At 66.9% G+C, this 20,890-nt stretch carries 17 protein-coding genes and 2 pseudogenes; 9 read left to right on the forward strand and 10 right to left on the reverse strand.

The window, feature by feature from the left end; all coding sequences use genetic code 11:
* Window positions 1-6: 6 nt before the first annotated feature.
* Window positions 7-3,885: an ATP-dependent RNA helicase HrpA gene (gene hrpA / locus MICSW_RS10800; RefSeq protein ID WP_464495783.1), complete on the forward strand. Its 3,879-nt coding sequence runs from the start codon at window positions 7-9 to the stop codon at window positions 3,883-3,885.
* A gap of 77 nt (window positions 3,886-3,962) precedes the next feature.
* Entirely contained in the window at window positions 3,963-5,279 is a 1,317-nt protein-coding gene (locus tag MICSW_RS10805; protein WP_464495784.1) for an O-acetylhomoserine aminocarboxypropyltransferase/cysteine synthase family protein, read from the forward strand.
* 10 nt (window positions 5,280-5,289) lie between these two features.
* On the opposite strand, the gene MICSW_RS10810 is transcribed toward MICSW_RS10805, so the two are convergent.
* Window positions 5,290-6,618, reverse strand: coding sequence for a M20/M25/M40 family metallo-hydrolase (locus MICSW_RS10810; protein WP_292729946.1), 1,329 nt, complete (start codon window positions 6,616-6,618; stop codon window positions 5,290-5,292).
* 47 nt (window positions 6,619-6,665) lie between these two features.
* Here MICSW_RS10810 and MICSW_RS10815 point away from each other — a divergent pair, with 47 nt between their 5' ends.
* Window positions 6,666-7,646, forward strand: a complete 981-nt coding sequence (locus MICSW_RS10815; protein WP_292729943.1) for a Gfo/Idh/MocA family protein — start codon at window positions 6,666-6,668, stop codon at window positions 7,644-7,646.
* A 6-nt stretch (window positions 7,647-7,652) separates the two neighbouring features.
* Here MICSW_RS10815 and MICSW_RS10820 read toward each other — a convergent pair whose 3' ends face one another.
* From MICSW_RS10820 to MICSW_RS10835, 4 genes are all read right to left on the reverse strand, one after another.
* Window positions 7,653-9,044: an HNH endonuclease signature motif containing protein gene (locus tag MICSW_RS10820; protein WP_464495790.1), complete on the reverse strand. Its 1,392-nt coding sequence runs from the start codon at window positions 9,042-9,044 to the stop codon at window positions 7,653-7,655.
* 66 nt (window positions 9,045-9,110) lie between these two features.
* Window positions 9,111-9,491 carry a DoxX family protein gene (locus tag MICSW_RS10825; protein ID WP_292800772.1) on the reverse strand — a complete coding sequence of 127 codons (381 nt, stop codon included), beginning with the start codon at window positions 9,489-9,491 and terminating at the stop codon, window positions 9,111-9,113.
* Between the two features lie 74 nt (window positions 9,492-9,565).
* Window positions 9,566-9,946 (reverse strand): DoxX family protein, encoded by a 381-nt coding sequence (locus MICSW_RS10830; protein WP_464495795.1) that lies wholly within the window; start codon window positions 9,944-9,946, stop codon window positions 9,566-9,568.
* A 2-nt stretch (window positions 9,947-9,948) separates the two neighbouring features.
* Complete coding sequence (locus MICSW_RS10835) at window positions 9,949-10,392, reverse strand: MarR family winged helix-turn-helix transcriptional regulator (RefSeq protein ID WP_228176955.1); 444 nt, start codon at window positions 10,390-10,392, stop codon at window positions 9,949-9,951.
* Window positions 10,393-10,543: 151 nt separating this feature from the next.
* On the opposite strand from MICSW_RS10835, the gene MICSW_RS10840 reads away from it, so the two are divergent.
* Window positions 10,544-10,783, forward strand: a complete 240-nt coding sequence (locus MICSW_RS10840; protein ID WP_228176954.1) for a hypothetical protein — start codon at window positions 10,544-10,546, stop codon at window positions 10,781-10,783.
* A gap of 22 nt (window positions 10,784-10,805) precedes the next feature.
* On the opposite strand, the gene MICSW_RS10845 is transcribed toward MICSW_RS10840, so the two are convergent.
* Window positions 10,806-12,122, reverse strand: a complete 1,317-nt coding sequence (locus MICSW_RS10845; protein WP_464495802.1) for an acetyl-CoA hydrolase/transferase family protein — start codon at window positions 12,120-12,122, stop codon at window positions 10,806-10,808.
* Window positions 12,123-12,208: 86 nt separating this feature from the next.
* On the opposite strand from MICSW_RS10845, the gene MICSW_RS10850 reads away from it, so the two are divergent.
* The 5 genes and pseudogenes from MICSW_RS10850 to MICSW_RS10870 form a co-directional block, all read left to right on the forward strand.
* Entirely contained in the window at window positions 12,209-12,460 is a 252-nt protein-coding gene (locus MICSW_RS10850) for a DUF4287 domain-containing protein (RefSeq protein WP_464495804.1), read from the forward strand.
* Window positions 12,461-12,492: 32 nt separating this feature from the next.
* Window positions 12,493-13,221, forward strand: coding sequence for a 23S rRNA (guanine(1835)-N(2))-methyltransferase RlmG (locus MICSW_RS10855; RefSeq protein WP_464495805.1), 729 nt, complete (start codon window positions 12,493-12,495; stop codon window positions 13,219-13,221).
* Window positions 13,222-13,375: 154 nt separating this feature from the next.
* Window positions 13,376-14,683, forward strand: coding sequence for an IS21 family transposase (gene istA, locus MICSW_RS10860; protein WP_464495809.1), 1,308 nt, complete (start codon window positions 13,376-13,378; stop codon window positions 14,681-14,683).
* Window positions 14,680-15,487 (forward strand): annotated as a pseudogene (gene istB / locus MICSW_RS10865) (IS21-like element helper ATPase IstB). The gene istA and the pseudogene istB overlap by 4 nt, the downstream one beginning before the upstream one ends.
* A 64-nt stretch (window positions 15,488-15,551) precedes the next feature.
* Window positions 15,552-15,959 (forward strand): annotated as a pseudogene (locus tag MICSW_RS10870) (methyltransferase); the annotation flags it as partial.
* A 9-nt stretch (window positions 15,960-15,968) separates the two neighbouring features.
* Here MICSW_RS10870 and MICSW_RS10875 read toward each other — a convergent pair.
* From MICSW_RS10875 to MICSW_RS10890, 4 genes are all read right to left on the reverse strand, one after another.
* A complete protein-coding gene (locus MICSW_RS10875) occupies window positions 15,969-18,734 on the reverse strand; it encodes a DNA methyltransferase (RefSeq protein ID WP_464495812.1) in 2,766 nt (921 codons plus the stop codon).
* 3 nt (window positions 18,735-18,737) lie between these two features.
* Window positions 18,738-18,998, reverse strand: coding sequence for a hypothetical protein (locus tag MICSW_RS10880; protein ID WP_228176949.1), 261 nt, complete (start codon window positions 18,996-18,998; stop codon window positions 18,738-18,740).
* 106 nt (window positions 18,999-19,104) lie between these two features.
* Window positions 19,105-20,079 carry a class 1b ribonucleoside-diphosphate reductase subunit beta gene (nrdF, locus tag MICSW_RS10885; RefSeq protein WP_228176948.1) on the reverse strand — a complete coding sequence of 325 codons (975 nt, stop codon included), beginning with the start codon at window positions 20,077-20,079 and terminating at the stop codon, window positions 19,105-19,107.
* Window positions 20,072-20,872 (reverse strand): NUMOD3 domain-containing DNA-binding protein, encoded by an 801-nt coding sequence (locus MICSW_RS10890; protein ID WP_292729928.1) that lies wholly within the window; start codon window positions 20,870-20,872, stop codon window positions 20,072-20,074. The genes nrdF and MICSW_RS10890 overlap by 8 nt, the downstream gene beginning before the upstream one ends.
* Between the last annotated feature and the right edge of the window lie 18 nt (window positions 20,873-20,890).

The raw sequence follows: 20,890 nt of genomic DNA on the forward strand, positions 1-20,890 counted from the left end.
AAGGCTATGCCCGCGCCAGAACCCGTCATCGTCTACCCGCCGGAACTGCCCGTCAGTGCCGCCCGGGACGAGATCGCGCGCGCCATCGAAGACCATCAAGTCGTGATCGTCGCGGGGGCGACAGGCTCGGGCAAGACGACCCAGCTTCCGAAGATCTGCTTAGAGCTCGGTCGCGGTCGTATCGCCCATACGCAACCTCGGCGGATCGCCGCGCGTTCGATCGCCGAGCGAATCGCGAGCGAACTGCAGGTGCCCCTCGGCGGCGCGGTGGGCTATCGCGTACGGTTCACGGATGCCGTGAGCGAGGACACGCGCATCACCCTGATGACAGACGGCATCCTGCTCAACGAGATCCACCGTGACCGGCTGCTGCGCCGCTATGACACGATCATCATCGACGAGGCTCACGAGCGGTCACTGAACATCGACTTCCTGCTCGGGTACCTCCGCCGGATTCTGCCGAAGCGTCCCGACCTGAAGGTCGTCGTGACCTCGGCGACGATCGATCCCGAGAGCTTCGCGCGGCACTTCTCACCGAGGCCGGAAGATCCCGAAGCAGCCGCCCCGATTGTGGAGGTCTCGGGGCGCACCTACCCGGTCGAGATTCGCTACCGCCCCCACGACGAGAACGCCGACGACGACATCGACGGCCTGGTCGCCGCGCTGCGCGAACTGGATCGCGAGGAGCGGGGCGATGTTCTCGTGTTCCTTCCCGGCGAATCCGAGATCCGCGACGCGATGGATGCCGTCCGCGGCATGTACGCGAACGATGCCGCTCCCACCGAGGTGCTCCCGCTGTACGGTCGCCTCAGTGCCGCCGAGCAGCACCGGGTCTTCGAACCGTCGACCCGCGCCGGCGTGCGCCGCCGCGTCATCCTTGCCACGAACGTCGCCGAAACGAGCTTGACCGTGCCCGGCATCCGGTACGTGATCGACACCGGGACCGCGCGCATCTCGCGCTACTCCGCCCGGTCGAAGATCCAGCGACTCCCGATCGAGGCGATCTCGCAGGCGTCCGCGCAGCAGCGTTCGGGCCGTGCGGGGCGCACGGCGCCGGGTATCGCCATCCGGCTCTACGCCGAGGAGGATTTCGCCGGGCGCCCCGAGTTCACCGAACCCGAGGTCCTCCGCACCAATCTGGCCGCCGTGCTGCTGCAGATGATGGCCCTCGGAATGGGGGATGTCGCAGCCTTCCCGTTCCTCACTCCCCCGGATTCACGCGGCGTGAAGGCTGCGATGGACCTCCTCGTCGAACTCCGCGCGGTCTCGGGAGGCAGACTCACGAAGGTCGGCCGGGAGCTTGCCCGGCTCCCGATCGATCCGCGGTTGGCGCGGATGCTCGTCGAAGCGCGCGAGCGGGATGTGCTGCCGAGTGTCCTGGCGATCGTGGCCGGCCTGTCTATTCAGGATGTCCGCGAGCGTCCCGAGGAGCAGCGCGAGCAGGCCGATCGCCTGCATGCGCGGTTCACCGACCCGACGAGCGACTTCCTCTCGCTGCTGGGTCTGTGGAACTACCTACAAGAGATGCAGGTAGAGCTCGGCTCGAGCGCGTTTCGGCGGATGTGCCGGGCCGAGTTCCTCAACTACGTGCGCGTGCGCGAATGGGTCGATGTGCACCGACAACTCGCGGACCTCATGGGTGCACGGCGCGCGAAGACGAGGGTCGACGCCGACCCCGATGCCGTCCATCGCGCGATCTTGTCGGGGCTGCTCTCGCAGATCGGCATCCGCGATGACCGCACGACGACGTCCGCAGCCAAGGGTGCAGCTTCCGGGAAGCCACGGCGCCCCACCGCCGAATACCGGGGAGCCCGCGGCGCGCGCTTCGCAATCTTCCCGGGCTCGGGGCTTCGCAAGAAGAGCCCGGATGCCGTCATGGCGGCAGAACTCGTCGAAACCTCGCGCCTGTTCGCCCGAACGGTCGCAGCGGTCGACCCAGCCTGGGCCGAGGAGCTCGCCGGCGAGCTCGCCCACCGTCAGCTGGGCGAGCCGCACTGGTCTCGATCGGCGGGTGCGGCATCCGCGTACGAGAAGGTGACCCTGTTCGGGGTAGAGATCATCCCGAAGCGCCGCGTGCAGTTGGCCCGCTTCGATCGGCCGCTCGCACGCGAGCTCTTCATCCGCCACGCGCTCGTGCAGGGCGAATGGGATGCCGCGAACCTCGACAAGCGCCTCACTGCCTTCGACCGGCGTAACGCGGACATGCGGCGGCGCCTGGAGAAGCTCGAGGAGCGGGAGCGTCGCCGCGACATCCTGGCCGGTGATGAGGCGGTGTTCGCGTTCTACGACGCGCGGATCCCGCGCGAGGTCTTCGACGTCCGCTCGTTCGAGTCCTGGTGGCGTGAGACCTCGAACCGCACACCGCGCCTGCTCGACATGGGCGAGTCCGACCTCGCCGAGGGCGCGGCTGCGGCGCGCAGCGACGAGTACCCCTCCCGGTGGACACAGGGCGATCAGGTACTTTCGCTCAGCTACCGCTTCGAGCCGGGTGCACCCGACGATGGAGTCAATGCTGTGGTACCGGTGGCGCTGCTCGCGGGGCTGCGCGATACCGGATTCGACTGGCAGGTACCGGGACTGCGCGACGAGCTGATCGCCGCCCTCATCCGGGCACTGCCCAAGACCATCCGGCGTCACGTCGTGCCCGCTGCCGACTGGGCGGCTCGGTTCTCGGCAGATCTTGCCGGCGAAGGCCCGGAGGATCACGGCGGACTCCCGCCGACCACCCTTCGGGCAGCCCTCGCAGCACGCATCCAGCGCGTGGCCCACCAACCCGTCACGGCAGACGATTTCGACCTCGAGCGCGTCCCCGCCCACCTCGGGATCTCGTTCCGGGTTGTCGACCACCGAGGACGCACGCTCGGCTCCGGGCGCGACCTCACCCGCCTGCAGCAGGAGTTGGCCGGGGCCGCGCGCGGCGCCGTGGCATCCTCGCTCTCCGCCCCGAAGCGGCCTCCCGCGCCCGCCCAGCGCGCGCCGCGGCCCTCAGGAGCGAAGCCGGATGCCGATAGAGCGCAGTTCACGGAAGTCTCGGGGCTCACCGACTGGACGATCTCCGAGCTTCCGTCCGTCGTCGACACGCGCGTTGCCGGCGGCGTGGTGCGCGGCTATCCGGCCCTCGTCGACGAGGGAGAGAGCGTCGCGCTGCGGATCGACGCCACTCCGGAGGCCGCCGCGCGAGCCACCCATGCGGGTCTTCGTCGCCTGCTGCTGCTGGCGGTCCCCTCCCCCGCCGCGTACGTGCTCGACCACCTCACCGCCGCAGAGAAGCTCGCGCTCGCGGCATCCCCGTACTCGTCGGCGCGCTCCCTTGTCGAGGACTGCCGGGTCGCCGTGGCAGACGCGGTCCTCGCGCGCTTTCCCGACCCGATCCGCACCCGCGCCCAGTTCGAGGCAGCGCGGGATGCGTTCTCGGCCGACGTGACTGACGCGCTGTTCTCGGCAGTTTCGCTGACTGCCCGCATCCTGACCGCGGCGCGCGACGTCGAGCGGGGCCTGCGAAACCTCAACGCCATGACGCTGCTGGCAGCGCTCACCGACGTTCGCGGACAGCTGTCGGGGCTGATCTATCCCGGCTTCGTGTCGGCAGTCGGGCTGGAGCGTCTCGCGCACTATCCGCGATATCTCGCGGCCCTGGTCACACGCACCGGCAGCCTCGCCGACAACCCCGGTCGGGATCGACAGCGCCTGACGGAGTACGAGCGCGCCGCGGCGATCTATCGGGACTCCGGCGGCACGATTCCCCTGGCCGCAGACGCGTCACCGAACCTCGTGCACGGACGCTGGCTGCTCGAGGAGTACCGCGTAAGCCTGTTCGCGCAGAGCCTCGGAACCGCCGAGCCGGTGTCGCTGCAGCGGTTGACGAAGGCCCTCTCCGGCTCCTGATCGCTGGCAGCCCGCCGGTCCGTCACACAGCGACACACAGCGAAGGGGCCAGCGGCTACGCGTGCCACCATGAGAATGTGAGCACTCCTGCGCCTGACCCCACCGCGTCCTTCGCGACCGCCCAGGTTCAGGCCGGCTATGTGCCGGGTACCGCGCAGAACACGGCGGTCGTGCCGATCTACCAGTCCAACGGGTACGAGTTCCCCTCCCTGGCGCAGGCGCGCGACGTCTTTGCGCTTCGCAGTCTCGGGAACGTCTACAGCCGCAACGCGAACCCCACCCAGGCGGTGTTCGAGCAGCGCATCGCTGCCCTTGAGGGTGGGCGGGCCGCTGTCGCGGTGTCGTCCGGCCAGGCGGCTGCGGCCGCGGCGATCCTCGCGCTGGCCTCAGCCGGCGACCACGTGGTAGCTGCCCGCCAGCTCTATGGCGGCACGGTCGATCTGCTCTCGGACTCGCTCGGGAGCCTCGGGATCGAGGTCACCTACGTCGATCAGGACGACACTGACGCGTGGCGCGATGCGGTGCGCCCGAGCACGCGGGCCTTCTTCGCCGAGACGATCACCAATCCCCTGGCGACCGTGCTCGACATCCGTGCCATCGCCGATGTCGCCCACGCCGCGGGCGTGCCGCTCGTCGTCGACAACACTGTCGCCTCTCCGTACCTCGTGCGTCCCGGTGAGCACGGAGCCGACATCGTCATCCATTCCGCCACGAAGTACATCGGCGGGCACGGCGTTGCCCTCGGTGGCGTGGTGGTCGATATCGGATCGTTCGATTTCGGTGCCGATCCCGAGCGGTGGCCCCAGTTCACGACGCCGTATCCCCGGTTCGGCGACCTCGTGCTGTGGGACCGTTTCGGCGAGCAGGGCCTTGCCCTTGTCGTCTACATCAAGACCCGGTTCGTGCACGATTTCGGAACTACCCTGCCCGCGTGGTCGTCGTTCCAGCTCCTGCAAGGGCTCGAGACTCTCGACCTGCGGATGCAGCGTCATTCCGCGAGCGCGCTCGCTGTCGCCCGGTTCCTCGAGCAGCATCCTGCCGTCGAGAAGGTGTGGCATCCGGGCCTCGCGTCGAGCCCGTGGCACGCGACGGCACAGCACTACTTGCCGCGCGGAGCGTCATCGGTGTTCTCGTTCGATCTCGCCAGCACCGGCGACGTGGATGCCGATGACCGCCGCGTCGAGCAGGTCATCGACGCTCTGCGCGTCATCCGGCTCGTGGCGAATATCGGGGATGCCCGCAGCATGGTGAACCACCCGGCATCCATGACCCATCTTCACCTCACCGGTGACCAGCTGCGCGAGGCCGGCATCTCGCCGCGGACGATCCGCCTCTCGATCGGGCTCGAGGACGAGGCAGATCTCATCGCAGACCTGGCGCAAGCGCTGGCCTAGCTGAACGGGGCTACGACGCTTCGATGAGAGCGCGGTAGAACCCGATCCCGCGGAGCCACACCTCCACCCGGATCCGCTCGTTGTGCGAGTGCAACGCATCACGCTCGGAGCGGGTCAGGTGAAACGGCGTGAACCGGTACACGTGGTCGCTGATCGCCGTGAACCAGCGGCTGTCGCTGGCTCCCAGCTGCACGTAGGGCGTCGGGACGATGTCGCCGCCAAGTGTCGAGACGACCGCGCCGGCGATCCGTCGCCACGGCTCTCCTCGCCAGGGCGAGACCGGTGACGGGTTGGATGCGTGACGGATCTCGAGCTCGACCTTCTCGTCGGCCACCGCCCGACGAACGTGCGCCGTCGCGCTGTCGATGGTGTCGCCGGTGAGCAGGCGGATGTTGACCGAGGCCTTCGCCGTCGTTGCCAGGACGTTTTCGCCGGGTGCGCCGCTGAGTTCGGTGACGACAGCGGTGGTGCGCACCATCGCGTTGGTCTCGGGTCCGCCGAGGGTGAAGGCGCCGGCAAGCAGCGGGCCCGTAATCTCACCGCGTCGGAACAGGGTCCGAAGCGGTTCGGGAGCGTGGGGCGAGAGCGTGGCGAGCATGGCCCGCACGGGAGGCGCGAGCCTGGTCGGAAACGGCTTGCGCCGCAGCCGGTCGATAGCCCGCGCCAGCCGGGCGGTGGCGGGCATCGCGGGCGGCGTGGATGCGTGGCCGCCCTGCTCACGGACGGTCATAACGAGCGTCATCACGCCGCGTTCTGCGACACCGATCATCGCGGTGGGCACGTCGACGCCGGGGATGATGCCCTCGACGACGGCGCCGCCCTCATCGAGCACGAGTCCCGGATGGATGCCGCGCTCCTCCAGGTGCGCGACGATTCCCCGCGCCCCGTCTCCCGCCGTCTCTTCGTTGTGACCGAACGACAGGTAGATGTCGCGTGCCGGCGTGAAGCCTTCGGCGACGAGGGTCTCGACGGCTTCGAAGATCGCGACAAGCGATCCTTTGTCGTCGATCGCGCCGCGGGCGTGGAGTTCGGCATCCTCGCCCTCACCCACGATCTCGGCGCCGAACGGCGGATGCTGCCACTCCGCCTCGACCACGGGCACGACATCCATGTGGGCCATGAGCACGAGCGGATCTTCGGATGAGGCGCCCGGCCACCGGTACAGCAGTGAGTGGCGGGCGATCACGTCGCGCTCGAGGCGCTCATGGGTCTTCGGGTACAGGCGCTCCAGGGCGCTGTGGAACTCGTCGAACACCGACGCATCCATCCGCGACTCGTCGGCGTACGACACGGTAGGGATGGATAGGAGTTCTCGGAAGCGATCCAATGGAGTGCTCATGCTTCGAGGCTACTCGCGGCACTGCGCGGGCGGACTACGCTCGAACCATGACTGGACTGCGATGGGGAATCCTGGCGACCGGGGGTATCGCACACGCCTTTACGAGCGACCTGCGGACGGCCGGGCTGACGGTGTCGGCGGTGGGGTCTCGGCGCCCGGATGCCTCGCAGGCGTTCGCTGACCAGTTCGCGATTCCGCACGCGCACGGATCGTACGAGGAGCTCGTCGCCGATCCCGACGTCGACATCGTCTACATCGCAACGCCGCATCCGATGCACGCCGACAATGCTGTGCTCGCGCTCGAAGCGGGCAAGCACGTACTGATCGAGAAGCCGTTCACGTTGACCGGCCCCGAGGCCGAACGTGTGCGCGAGGTCGCACGCGCTCAGGGGCTGCTCGCCATGGAGGCGATGTGGACGCGGTACCTCCCGCACATGGTGAGGATTCGCGAGATCATCGCCGCAGGAACGCTGGGCGAGATCCGCACCGTTTTCGCCGACCACACCCAGCGGATCTCATCCGACCCGAGCCACCGCCTGAACGCGCTGGAACTCGGCGGCGGGTCGCTTCTTGACCTCGGAATCTATCCGGTCTCGTTCGCCTGCGATGTGCTCGGGAAGCCGGAGACGGTGACCGCTCGCGGCCGCCTCGGTGACACGGGCGCGGATGCCGAGGTAGCGACGATCTTCACTCACGCCGGCGGCGCGGTCTCAACCTCGATCTCAACCTCGCGCGCTGTCGGACCCAATACCGCTCATGTGCTGGGCACTGACGCGCGGATCGACATCGACCGCGTCTGGTACACGCCCACGTCGTTCCGCGTCGTTGCACCCGACGGAGAGGTTCTCGAGGAGTACCAGAGCGATGTGGAGGGCCGGGGGATGCAGTACCAGGCGCTCGCCGCGGAACGGCTGCTCGCCGAGGGTAAGACCGACAGCGACCTGCTTCCGCTGGACGAATCGGTTGCCATCATGCACGTCCTCGACGAACTGCGCGCTCAGCTGGGCGTGCGCTACCCCGGCGAGTAGGTCTGCTCAGGCGGCAACCGAGTCCACCCGGAAGACGGGAAGTCGGCGCTCCGGTGCAACTGTGTACTGGCGACCGCTCGGCGAGATCCACAGCAGCGACCCGTCTCCGGTCTGGATGACGCGCCACCCGCCATGGTGCTTGATCGTATGGTGCCCCTGGCAGAGCGGGGCGGTATTCACAACTGAGGTCTCACCGCCGTCTTCCCACGCGAGGGAGTGGTCGATCTGACATCGGGAGGCGGGAACCCCACACCCCGGCGCCATGCATCTCTCAGCGCGCCACTTCGTCAGCGCCACCATGTCTGGCGGTGGTCGGTACCGGGTTCTACCGACCGACAGGACGACCCCCGTTTCCGGATGTGTCAGTACCCGGATCCATGACGTCGCGGTTCCCGCAAGCTCTCGTGCTCTCTCGATCGGGATGGGACCAACGCCTTCCACGATCGCGGGCTCATGAGGACCGTCGCCATCCGCACCGAGGAGGGCGAGCGCGGGTACCGTCACGACAACCGTCGGGCGGATGCCCTGCACGTCCTTCGGGTGAGCCGGAACAATGCCGTCGAGCAGGAGATCGCACAGGATGTCGGCGCGGATCTCGTCAAGCGTGCGGTCGTCGCGCTGAGAGCCGCGGCCCTCGCCCTTGACCTGCGCGGCGAGCAACGCTTTGCCCTGTGCGGTCATTCGTCCATGGATCGCGTGAGCTTCGACAGAGGGCAGCAGCGCGTGCAGCCACGACATCCCGTCGGCCTCCGGCTCGACGAAGATCCGCCGACGCCGGACGGCGTGCTCGTGACGCGCCGACAGCGTGGGCGCCAGTTCCTTATCGATGAGGCGTCGAAGTGCCCGGCGGAACGGACCGATCGCGAGGGTTTCTGCGAGGTCTCGCACCTTCTCGACAAGCCGCGCTGCAACCTCAGGTTCGAGGGGCGCAAGTTCATCCACGATGATCGTCGCGTGCCGCTCGGTCATGCCCGCGTGGGCGAGCGAATTCCAGACCGTCGGATACCGGTGCACGAGCGCCTCAGCACGGTACATCAGCATCCCGGCCTGGTTCTCGGTGATCCGGAGGGCTGCGGCGAGCTCAAGCCGCACCGAGCGCTCGATCAACTCCCGCGCTCCTCCGCCGTAGCGCGTGACGTCATCGAGCGCCTCGAGCCGGAGCTGGTCGATGCGAGCCAGCCGCTGCGCCGCGAACACTGCCTCCATCGTCGCGACCTCAAGCACGAGTTCCACAGCGTCGGGCTGCGCCGGCACCCATCCGACTACCTCGTCGTGCTCGCAGTACTCACCGTCGTAGACGAAGTCCTCGTCGGGGTCTGCGGTGCGCGGTGAGGTCCAGGACGCGGCATCCGTCCCACGGGCTTTCCCGCCCGGGTCGGTGATGCCGAAATCATCCATACCCCGACACTACGAGGGGGTTCCGACATCGCTTCTCTGCGGTGCCCGGTGCCAGGCCGGATGCCGTCAGCGGCGCGTCGACCACCAGGCCCACGCGACGAGCACGGGCTGGAAAAACAGTCGAACGAGGCGCTTCCTATCGGTATCGAGGCCGAAGCCATCGCGCTTCTCGACGTACTGCGAGATGTTGCCGGGGAAGATCGCGATGAAGAATGCCGCCAGGATCGCGCCGACGCGGCGCCGCTCCTTGGGCAGCGCGACAAGCGCCGTGCCGAGCATGATCTCGACAACTCCGGATGCCACCACAATCGCATCCTCGTCGAGCGGTGAGAGCTCGGCAGCCCAGGGAGGCACCTGCGCCTGAAACTCCTTGCGGACCACCGTGAGATGCGTCACCCCCGCGAGCACCATCGCCCCGGCCAGCATCCACCTCAGTACTGTTCGCATGCGCCCAGCCAAACCTCCCGAACCGGCAAAGTCAACGTCGTCGACGGACGCTCAGCCGAGGCCGGCGCGGGTCGTTACCGCTGGGGAGACAGGGCGACGGCGAGCGCCCAGACCACCAGCAGCGGCTGCAGCAAGAGCCGCACAAAGCGGCGGGTATCCGTGTCGAGCAGCGGCGCAGACCGACCCGTCTGCCACTGGTGCACGTTGCCCGGGAACACCGCGATGAAGAACACTGCGACGGCTGCGCCGAGTCGCGTGCGCTCGCGCGGCAGCGCAACCAGGCCCGCGCCGAGCATGATCTCGACGGCGCCGGAGCCGACGACGACCGCATCCTTGTCGGTATGCAGCATCCGTGTCGCCCAGTCCGGCACCACGATGCGGTAGCCTCGTCTCCCCCACGTCAGATGTGAGACCCCCGCCGCTACCAGGAGGGCGGCGAGGAGCCAGCGAAGCACCCTCATGCCGTGCGGCGGCCCGCAGCCGGGTGAACCTCGACGGGTTCCTCGTGCAGGCCACGCAGGGCCTGCGACAACTCTGGCGCACCCTTCGACAGTTCACGGTCGAGAGCACGCAGCCGCTTTTCGGCTTCGGTCAGGGCCCAGTCGCCCTTCTCTGTGACGCGCAGCTCGGACGCCGAACCGGCGTGAGCTGTCGAATCGTGCACGAATCCTTCGTCGACGAGGGTGCGCACGGCAGTGTGCGCGGTCTGGACGGTGATCTGGGAGCGGCGTGCGAGTTCACTGAACGAGATGCCCGGCATCCCGTAGATGTGGCCGAGCAGGGCATACTTGCGCGTGGTCAGTCCCAGATCCTTCAGAACCGCCCCGAGCTGCGCCTCCCAGATGCTCGACATCGTCAGCAGCGCGATGACCGGGCTGAACCGTCGTTGCTGAGCTGCCACGGGATCTCCTTTTGCGGGACGCCAGATCCTTCATCGTAGCCCGCGCCCTCCCGAACTCACCGGACAGACCGTCGTGGATAAAGAAGTCAGCGGCAATGACCGGGAAAAAGGTCCCTACGCAACCTCGCGTAGGTCATGTCATCATCGGGAAATGGACACCTCGCTGTACGAAATCCGAAAGGACCTCAGCCGGGCCCTCGCGGAGCTTCACGAGGCCCAGCAGAGCTACCCCGACGACCCCACCCTCCACGCGATCGACAGTCTCCAGTCAGCCGTAGAGCGCCTCACCGGTGTGCTCGAAGAGATTCACTCTTTCTTCTCGCTGCCCGTCCCGACCTCGACCGGTCCGCACCCGGTTGCGTCAGGCTCGGGGCATCGGCATCACCGATAGGGATCCAGGGCCGGGGAGCGCCTCAGGCGATGAGACGCTGGGCACGTGCCGCTTCGACGAGCGCATCCTTGTGAGCGTCATCGGCAAGCGAGATCAGGGCAAGAGCCCGCTCCTGCGTCGAGAGCCCCCGCAGATTCACCATGCCGTGCTCGGTCACGACGTGCTCGACATCCATACGCTCGTCGGTGACGATGTCGACCCGCGGCACGATCGTCGAGATCGCACCACCCTTCGCTGTGGCCGGGAGAACCACGAAGGACTTGCCGCCTCGTGACTTGGCTGCTCCGGTCACGAAATCGAACTGACCGCCCGACCCGGAATACTGCACGCCCGCGATCATCTCGGCGTTGACCTGCCCGTAGAGATCGACCTGAATCGCTGCGTTCACCGAAATCATGGCGTCGTTGCGTGAAATCACCTGCGGATCGTTGACGTAGTCGGCCGGGAAACTCACCATCGACGGGTTGTCGTTCATGAACGCGTAGGTGTGGGCATCCCCGACCGCCGAGGTCCAGACGTGTCGCCGCGGATGCAGGGTCTTGCGCTGCCCTGTGATGACGCCCGACTCGATCAGGGGCACGAACGCCGAGGAGAAGAGCGCGGAATGGATGCCGAGATCCCGGTGGTCGCCGAGCGCCGCAGCGACGGCAGCGGGAACCCGGCCAGCACCGATCTGCAGCGTCGCGCCGTCGGGAATGTGGGCCGCGACGTGCGCCGCGATACCGAGGTCGGCATCCGTCGGAGCCGCCTCGGCGACCTCGGGGAGGGGCGAGGCATGCTCGACGATGGCGTCCACTTCATCGATGTGGAGCAGGGAATCACCGAACACGCGCGGCATGTTGGGGTTCACCTCGACGATCAGGCGGCGACAGGCGCGCGCCGCGACGCTCGCGTAGTCGTTCACGACGCCGAACGAGAAGTGACCGCTCGCGTCCATCGGGCTGACCTGCACCAGGAACGTGTCGACGTCGAGGTGTTCGCGGATCACGCGCGGCAGGTTCGAGAAGTTGACCGGAATGAAGTCGAGGGTTTCGCGGTCGGCCCGGGCAGGGTCGGCGATAATGTGGTGATCGCGCCCGGCGACGAAGAACGTATGGGCACGGAGCTTCTCGATGACCCCCGGCTGCAGGATCGTGTCACCGATCGCATCGCCGCCCATGCCGTAGTAGAGGTCGAGGTCGAGCAGATCGTCGGCACGCACACGATCGGCGAGAGCTGCCAGAACCGCTGGCGGCGCCCCGAGCCCCATCGCCACCAGCACCTGCACACCCGAGGGGACGGATGCCGCGGCATCCGCTGCCGACATGAGCTTGCGACGGTACTCATCCTGAACCGGCATCCGTGATCCTCCAGCGCTGTCGCCGACGGATCCACTCTGGCATGACGGGCTGCCGCGATGTCGAGCGCGAGCGCTACTGTCGTGCCATGGCCTCGCGCGTGCTCGCCCCCGATCTTTCCGGCGTCGACAAGCCGAAAGGACCGGCGTCGTACTTCCCGAGCATCGAGAAGACCTATGGCCGTCCCGTGCAGGAGTGGATCGACATCGCCGTCGAGCGGCTCGATGCCGGCGGCACCCACATGGCTGTGGTCGATGTCCTCAAGTCGGAGCACGGGCCGGGTCACGGCCACGCGAACGCGGTGGTGGCATATACGAAGGCTGCGCTCGCGAAGAGCTGAGAGCGGTCGTGGCGCGGGATAGCGTGGATCCAGTGACTCTCGACCTCGACACTCTTCGCCCGTATCCCGACGCTGGCGACCCGGATAGCCGCGCACACGATGCGGCGGATCGGCTGCTGCTCGACGAATCAGCGGAGGCGCGACAAGGCGTTGCGCGGCGCGAGATCGCCGTCATCGGCGACACGTTCGGCGCCCTGGCCCTCGCGTGCGCGAGCGATGCCAGCGATGGTGTCGTCCGCGTTCATCAGGACTCCCTCGGCGGCGAGCGCGCGCTGGCTGCCAACGCGCGGTCGACCGGGCTCGAAGCATCCGTCGCCTCGCTCCCTCTCGATCCGGAGCTGGTGCGCGATGCTCGTGTCGTGCTCGTGCGGCTCCCCCGGTCGCTCGAGGCGCTCCGCGACATCGCGGGGCTGATCGCCGCGCACGCCGCGCCCGATGTCGTTGTGTTCGCGGGCGGGCGGATCAAACACATGAGCCTCGGCATGAACGACGTGCTGCGCGAGCACTTCGACACCGTGGATGTCTCGCTCGCCCGCCAGAAGTCGCGGGTGCTTATCGCGCACGGTCCCCACGACGGTCGGGATCCCGAGCCGTCCGCGGCGCGGCTGCGCATCGGTGACACGGATGTCGAGGTCCGCGCCTTCGGCGGCGTGTTCGCCGGGGCAGCGCTTGACATCGGAACGCGCCTGTTGATCGATAACCTGCCAGACACGATTCCCGGGCACGCGGACGATCCGGCGGTTGATCTGGCGTGCGGGTGACGGCGCTCACTGAAATTCCCCAGTTTCGTTCATCGAATTTCCCCACTCCGGGTCGCTTCCGTTCGTGAGGGCGGGCCTTCCTCGATGCTGATGTTCTTCGACACGCATCAGCTCGAGAAAGGCCCCTGTCTTCATGCTTTCAGAGGAGGACGACGTGGACATCCACGCGCTCAGACGGCAGGGGATGACGATCACCGAGATCGCCCGCCGTACCGGTCATGACCGTAAGACGATCCGGGCGTATCTGTCCGGGCGACGCAGCCCAGGGGTGCGTAGACGTGCGGCGCCGGACGTGTTCGACGTGTTCGTCGGGTATGTGACGGCGAGGCTCGTCGAGGACCCGCACCTGTGGGTGATCACGCTGCTCGATGAGCTGGTCCCGCTCGGGTTCACGGGGTCGTATCAGACGTTGACGCGGCAGATCCGTGACCGCGGGTTGCGGCCGGCGTGTGTCGCGTGCGCGCACGTCACCGAGCGGCCGAACGCGATCATCGAGCATCCGCCCGGGGATGAGACCCAGTTCGACTGGGTCGAGATGCCCGACCCGCCCGCGGGGTGGGGGTTCCCGGCTAAGAAGGCGTACGTGCTGGTCGGGTCGCTCGCGCACTCCGGGGTCTGGCGGGCGGTGATCTCCCCGTCGATGGATCTGCCGCACCTGCTGGCCGCGCTGAGCACCGTCTTGGTGCTGCTGGGCGGGGTGACACGCGACTGGCGGTTCGACAGGATGGCCACGGTCCTGAGGCCGGGCACGAGTGACCTGACGCCGATGTTCGCCGCGTTCGCGAAGCACCACGCCGTGTCCGTGATCGCGTGCCGGCCGCGGTCGGGGAACCGGAAGGGGGTGGTGGAGAAGAACAACCACACCGCCGCGCAACGGTGGTGGCGGACGCTGCCCGACGCTCTCACCCTCGAGCAGGCCCAGGCCGGCCTGAACGCGTTCGCAGCACGGCAAGACCAGCGGGCCCGTGAGGACGCCACCGGCAAGACGACCGCCGCGGTCATGTTCCAGAACGAGAATCTGCGTCCGCTGCCGCCGGCGGTGTTCCCCGTGGTCGTCACCGAGGAGCGCACCGCGACCCGGCAGGCGCTGATCGACTGGCGCGGCAACCGGTACTCCGTGCCACCCGAACTCGCCGCCGCCCGAGTGATCGTCCACCAGCGGCTCGGCGCCGACACGATCGATATCGCCACAGCCTCCGGCACGGTCATCGCCCGGCACAAGGTCGCCGAGCCGGGGCTCGGGGTCACCATCCGTGACACCGGGCACGTCACCGCGCTGGAAGCGATCGCCCTCGCCGCCGCGCCGCCGGGACGTCCGCACCGCCGCAAGGAACGCATCCCGCCCGGGACGGCAGCGCTACGTGCCGCCGCGGCCCTCACCGGCACCACCGAACCCACCTCTACCGTGATCAGCCTGGCCGCTTACGAGCAGGCCGCGAAGAACAGGAACACCCTCCGATGAGCACCACCACGCCCACCGCCGCGAGCGTCTACCAGCAGCTGCGCGGCCACCTCACCGACCTGAAACTCGCCGACGCCGCCGAGGCCCTGCCCGCCGTGCTGGACCAGGCCACCGCGGAGGGCTGGACCCTCACCCAGGCCCTCGAGCACCTGCTCCGCGTCGAGGTCACCGCGACCGACGCCAGGCGCCTGACCGGCAGGTTCCGGTTCGCGAACCTCCCCACCGGCGCCACCCTCGACGATTTCGACCTAGATTCCGCCAGCGGCATAGACCGGAATCTGCTCCAGGAACTCGGGACCTGCCGCTACATCGACACCGCCACCAACGTGCTCCTGATCGGCCCGCCCGGCGTCGGGAAAACCCACATCGCCACCGGCCTCGGGCACGCCGCCGTCAACGCCGGCTACCGGGTCTACTTCACCTCCGCCGCCGACCTCGCCGCCCGCTGCCACCGCGCCGCGATCGAAGGCAAATGGGCCACCATGATGCGATTCTTCGCCGGACCCACCCTCCTCATAGTCGACGAACTGGGCTACCTCCCGCTGCCCGGCGAAGCCGCGTCCGCGCTGTTCCAAGTCATCAACCAGCGGTACCTGAAAACCTCGATCGTGATCACCACGAACCGGCCCGTCGGGGCCTGGGGCGAGATCCTCGGCGACACCACCGTCGCCGCCGCGATGCTCGACCGGCTCCTACACCGCTCCGTCGTGATCACCCTCGACGGAGGCGTCCTACCGGCTCCGCAACCACCACGCCGCAGCCGAACAACTCCGCCGCGTCACCACCGGCACCAACCTGCGCTAACCTGACCCCGCGACCAGGGGAACTTCGGTGAGCAGAACCGGGGAAATTCGCTGAGCGCCGTCACGGGAACGGCATCGTCGCTGCGACCCTCGCTCTGCGGCATCCGGGGCTGCGTGTCTACGCGTCGGACGAGTCGGCCGCCGCCGTCGCATCGGCTCGGGCGACCGCCGCCGCCAACGGAATCGCCGACCGGATGACAGTGGCTCGCGATGACGCGCTGGCGAGCCTTCCTGCCGCGAGCGCGTCGTTCATCGCACTGAACCCGCCGTTTCACCGGGGTGCTGCGATCGACGAGACGATCGCCCGGCACCTGTTCGCCGATGCAGCTCGCGTGCTGCGCCCGGGTGGCGAACTGTGGACCGTCTGGAATTCGGTCCTCCGCTACCGCCCGTCGCTCGAGAAACTCGTCGGCCCGACCCGTCAGATCGCCCGCACCCCGAAGTTCACGGTCACGGCCTCGACACGTCGCTGAGTGGCCGCCTCAAGAGGTTCCAGCCCTCAGCTCTCCGGCTCGGTCGGCGGCGGCGCCAGCGAACGGATCGTATGTCCGGCCTCCCTCGACAATCTCACGGTTGAGCGCGGTGAGTCGGCTCACGATCTGCTCGGGGTCCTGCGCCACCGACTTCGGCCACCCGTACGCAGCGGCGACAGCCTCATCGAGGCTGCGGTGGAGGGCGGCGAGATCGGCGAAACCACCCTCATCCATGAGGTTGTACAGCTTCGTGAGGCCCATGCTGTGATCGATACAGAGTTCGCTTCGACGGTCGTAGAGCGCGCGGGATGCGGCAGCAATCGCCTCCCGCTGCTCGGGCGTGACGGGATCCGGCCACGGGAAGGTATCGAACACAGCGGCGTTCGTGTAGCGGAGGCGCGTCTCGAGTGTCGAAGATTGCGCCCTCGCCCATGCTTCGTGTGCGCTGGATAGCAGGACGCCCATTGAGTAATCATCATCGAACGCGAACACGACGACCGCGTTGTTCGGAACCACCGTCCGTTCTGCCCAGGCAAGCAGCAGTCGCTTGCCCGTTGCCGCCGCCGCGGCGTATCTACGAAGCGGTGCAATCGCCGCCCGCATGTCCTCCACACGTCGACCAAAGAGCCACCATCGACGTTCGACGGCACGGTTTGTCGAAGTCTCGCGCTCGATCTTGACCGACGAGCGGAGGATGTCGACAGCGGCGGGAAAGGTGAGAGCGCGCTCGAGTGGCAGAGAACCGAAGTCGATGACCCATCGAGACGGTGCCTGCCTGACGTCTTCCGCGATGTCGGCGCCCGTAAGGAATCGACGAACGACCTGCTCGTAGGCGGCGTCATCCGAAGCCAAGAGCGCGCTCGCCACCGAGTCGTCAAGGAGGAATCCCTTGCCCTGCGGAACTACTCCGGCAAAGCAACGCCCTCTGTTCTCAGCGATCGAGCCGACCTCGAGACCTGCCGCGTCACCGGCGCGCAGGTTCGGTGCGATCCCAGATACGACCTGGTCGTCAAGGGTGAAATCTGTAGGGTTCCGAGACGGCGATTTCACCCAATTCACGATACTGACGTGGACTTTCGCGTCCCCCGGCCACTTCTGCGAGGAGACCGCATCGGTGATCACCCCACCAGTCGAGGCAATGTAGGCAAGCGATGCCAGACGTCCGGTTGTCTGGCTGATCGAGTTCGTTCCCACGAGTCCCGCCCGCTGTTCAGGCTGAAGATGCTCTTGAGCGCGCCGGAACCAGTACACGCAGAGATCCTTGACCCCAACGCCGAACTGACGGACGAGCCAATCCACGTAGTCGTCACCAAGGCTGGGGCGTAAGAGCTTAGCTCCCAGAAACGGCGGGTTGCCGATGATCGCATCCACCTCGGGCCAGTCGGTCTGCAGCGCGTCGGCCTGCGCGATGCGGGAGAGGTCGACGAGCGGCAGCACGGGCTCAGCCTCGCCGTACCGTTCGATCATCTGCCGGTGCCCCATCCAGAGCGTGACCCTCGCGATCATGACGGCGACCCGCTCGATGTCGATGCCGAAGAGGTTCGACAGCGGGTAGAAGGGCAGCGTGCCGGTGGGAGGCGGGGCACCGGTTTCGGCGGCGAGGCGATTGATGCGCTGCTTGAGATCGAATTCGAGTCCGCGCAGCTCGCGATACGCGACGTACAAGAAGTTGCCGCACCCGCAGGCGGGATCAAGAACGCGGAAGGCGCATAGCTCGTCCAGAAGCGCGACCGCCTCCGTCACCGACGCGGTCGTCTCGATCCGCTCACGCCAGGGGCGCACGATCGTCGGCGCAACGATCTTCATGATGTCGGCCTCGTGCGTGTAGTGCGCGCCGATCTCGGAGCGGCGGTCATCGCCGAGCACTCCTTCGAGGAGCGAACCGAAGATTGTCGGGTTGACCTCGCGCCAGTTGAACTCGGCGGCCTGCTTCAGATGAAGAAGTTCCGCTCGATCAAGGTAGACGGCGGCAGGCCTGGCGAACAGGTCACCGTTGACGTATCGCGTACCCGCGAAGCGACCCTTCCGGTTGTGGTCGCCTTTTTGATTGAGCAGCTGGAAAAGATAGCCGATCTCCTTCGCGGAGTCGGGATCGTCTTCCTTGAGCAGCGCCTCGACGGTCGCCTGCAGCGGATACCCCTCGAGCATCCCGAGATCTTCAGCGAAGAGACACCAGACCAACTGCATGGTGAAGCGCTGGATCTCATCGACCGGGGCCGCCGATCGGTCGAGCATCGAGCGATAGAGCTCTGCGACGTGACGCGCGGCATCCTCGGTCAGTTCACGTCGATGCTCGCTGAAGACCGGCTCCAACGACTCGTTTTGGAGGAACAGCAGGGCGTCGTAGTGCTCGGGAAGCTCCGCGAGCGTGAACCGCGAACGCGGTCGGTTCGGGAAACGACCCGGCTCCCAGATTTCGAACTCCTGGAAGTTGCAGAGCACGACCCACCGGGCAGCCGGCGTGTCGGTGGCGGGATCACTCGACTCGCGCCAGTACCGATCGCGTTGATCGGCGGCTTTCTCCAGGGCGATGCCGGGAGCCTTCATCTCGACGATCATGATGCCCGGCCAGTGCAGGTCCATGAAGCCCGCAGAACTGCGAAAATCTTCGAACCGCGCACCAACGGACTGGCGATCCGAGCCGTACGCAGCGAACAACTCGTTCAGAAAGGTCTGAGCCTCTGCCCGCTCCGAGCCGGAATACCCCGACCATCGACGCACGAACTCGGTAAGTGCTCGCTGAAGCTCCGCGCCGCTGCGGACCGCATCCGCCACCGCTCAGAACATCCGAGTCTTGTTCGGCACGCTGAAGTAGGTCTGCTGAACGAACCGCTTGCGCTCGGCCTGGAGTGCGTCAACCAGATCCTTCGTGGCTGCCTCTGCGTTCGGGTGAGCACCCGATTTGCGGATGCGCTCGAGCGCCTTACGCGCGCGCTCGAGCGCATAGTCGAGGTTCGTCAGCACATCCGACACCTCACCCATGGCCTGCTCACGCGCCCGCTCCTCGGCATCCACACTGTCGGTCATCTGCTGTGCCATCTCGTCCCCTTCCGATGCGGCGTGAGCTTCACGGTATGCCGCGCCTGCGACGTCGTCAGACGCCGACGCAGGATCTGTGGACATCACCGTTTCTCCACAGCCGGATCTAGAAGTCCCAGTCCTCGTCCTCGGTCGCGACAGCCTTGCCGATGACGTACGAGGAGCCCGACCCCGAGAAGAAGTCGTGGTTCTCGTCGGCGTTCGGCGACAGGGCCGACAGGATCGCGGGGTTCACGTTCGTGACCGACTCGGGGAACATCGCCTCGTAGCCGAGGTTCATGAGCGCCTTGTTCGCGTTGTAGTGCAGGAACTTCTTCACGTCTTCGGTCAGGCCGACGCCGTCGTAGAGGTCCTGCGTGTACTGCACCTCGTTGTCGTAGAGCTCGTACAGCAGCGAGAACGTGTAGTCCTTGATGTCCTGACGCTTGGCTTCGTCGACCCGCTCGAGCCCCTTCTGGAACTTGTAGCCGATGTAGTACCCGTGCACTGCCTCGTCACGAATGATGAGGCGGATGAGGTCGGCAGTGTTGGTGAGCTTCGCACGGCTCGACCAGTGCATGGGCAGGTAGAAGCCCGAGTAGAACAGGAACGACTCCAGCAGGGTCGAAGCGACCTTGCGCTTGAGCGGCTCGTCGCCCCGGTAGTACTCCATGACGATCTGCGCCTTGCGCTGCAGGTTGGGGTTCTCGACAGACCAGCGGAACGCCTCGTCGATCTCCTTCGTCGAGCACAGCGTCGAGAAGATCGACGAGTAGCTCTTCGCGTGCACCGACTCCATGAACGCGATGTTCGTGTACACCGCCTCTTCGTGCGGCGTGATCGCGTCGGGAATCAGCGACACAGCGCCGACCGTGCCCTGGATCGTGTCCAGGAGCGTGAGACCGGTGAACACCCGCATCGTGAGGGTCTGCTCCTCGGGCGTGAGCGTGTTCCACGACTGCACGTCGTTGGAGAGGGGCACCTTCTCGGGCAACCAGAAGTTGTTCACGAGACGGTTCCAGACCTCGACATCCTTCTCGTCCTGGATACGGTTCCAGTTGATCGCCTGGACATGATCGATCAGCTTCAGCTTCTCAGCCACGACTCTCTCCTTGCTCAGCCGTACGATCAGCGTCGTCCCGGCAATGTTGACACGATTCTTTAACCACGCCCTTGTTGGTGTGGTACCTGGTGTGCGCGCTTCGCACGCTGGAGGGCATGGGCCGCCCTTTGAGTGCTGCAGATCGTTTTGCGCGCGTTTCCTCACTCGCGGTCTTCCCATAGTTCGGGTTCAACGGGCCACGCCGCATCTCCGAGAGCCGCCTGCGCGACTCCGGCGACATCGTGTGGCCGAACGACGGGTGATCGCTTCCGAATTTTCCGTAGTTCGGGTTCAGCGGCCCCGCATTCATGCCCTTCCGCTGCTCAGACCACAGAGCTTTCTGCTCGTCCGAGTGCGACGCCCCCCATCGTGGATGATCAGGACCGCTGAGATAGCTCGGATTTCGGCGACCGCGCGATCGTTCGGAGGCCGCCGCCCTCTGTTCGGCTGTCCACCGATAGCCATGATTGCCACGCCCGCCATCGTTGAGGTTGAGGAGCCGATGACCCTCCTCGCGCAGCATGCGAATCCAATCCTGTTCGGCCCGACTCAAGTCTTCGAGGTCGCTGAGGACAAGCTCAAGCGACTGGAAGTGAACCATCTCGCGATCCGGCTGCTTGCGCAGCCAATCCGCAAAGGCCGTCTTCCGCCCTCTGGCGGCGAGCTTGAAGTGTTCGGACTTCCGCCGCACGAGCGTCTTCGTTGTGAGGCCTACGTAGCGGTACTCCACGTCACCCAGCAGGCGAACGCCGTAGACGTGACCCATGAACGGCTGCCACCCGCCCTCCATCATCAGTGTCCTCTCACCGAT

This window comes from Microbacterium sp. SW12 (assembly GCF_055391095.1).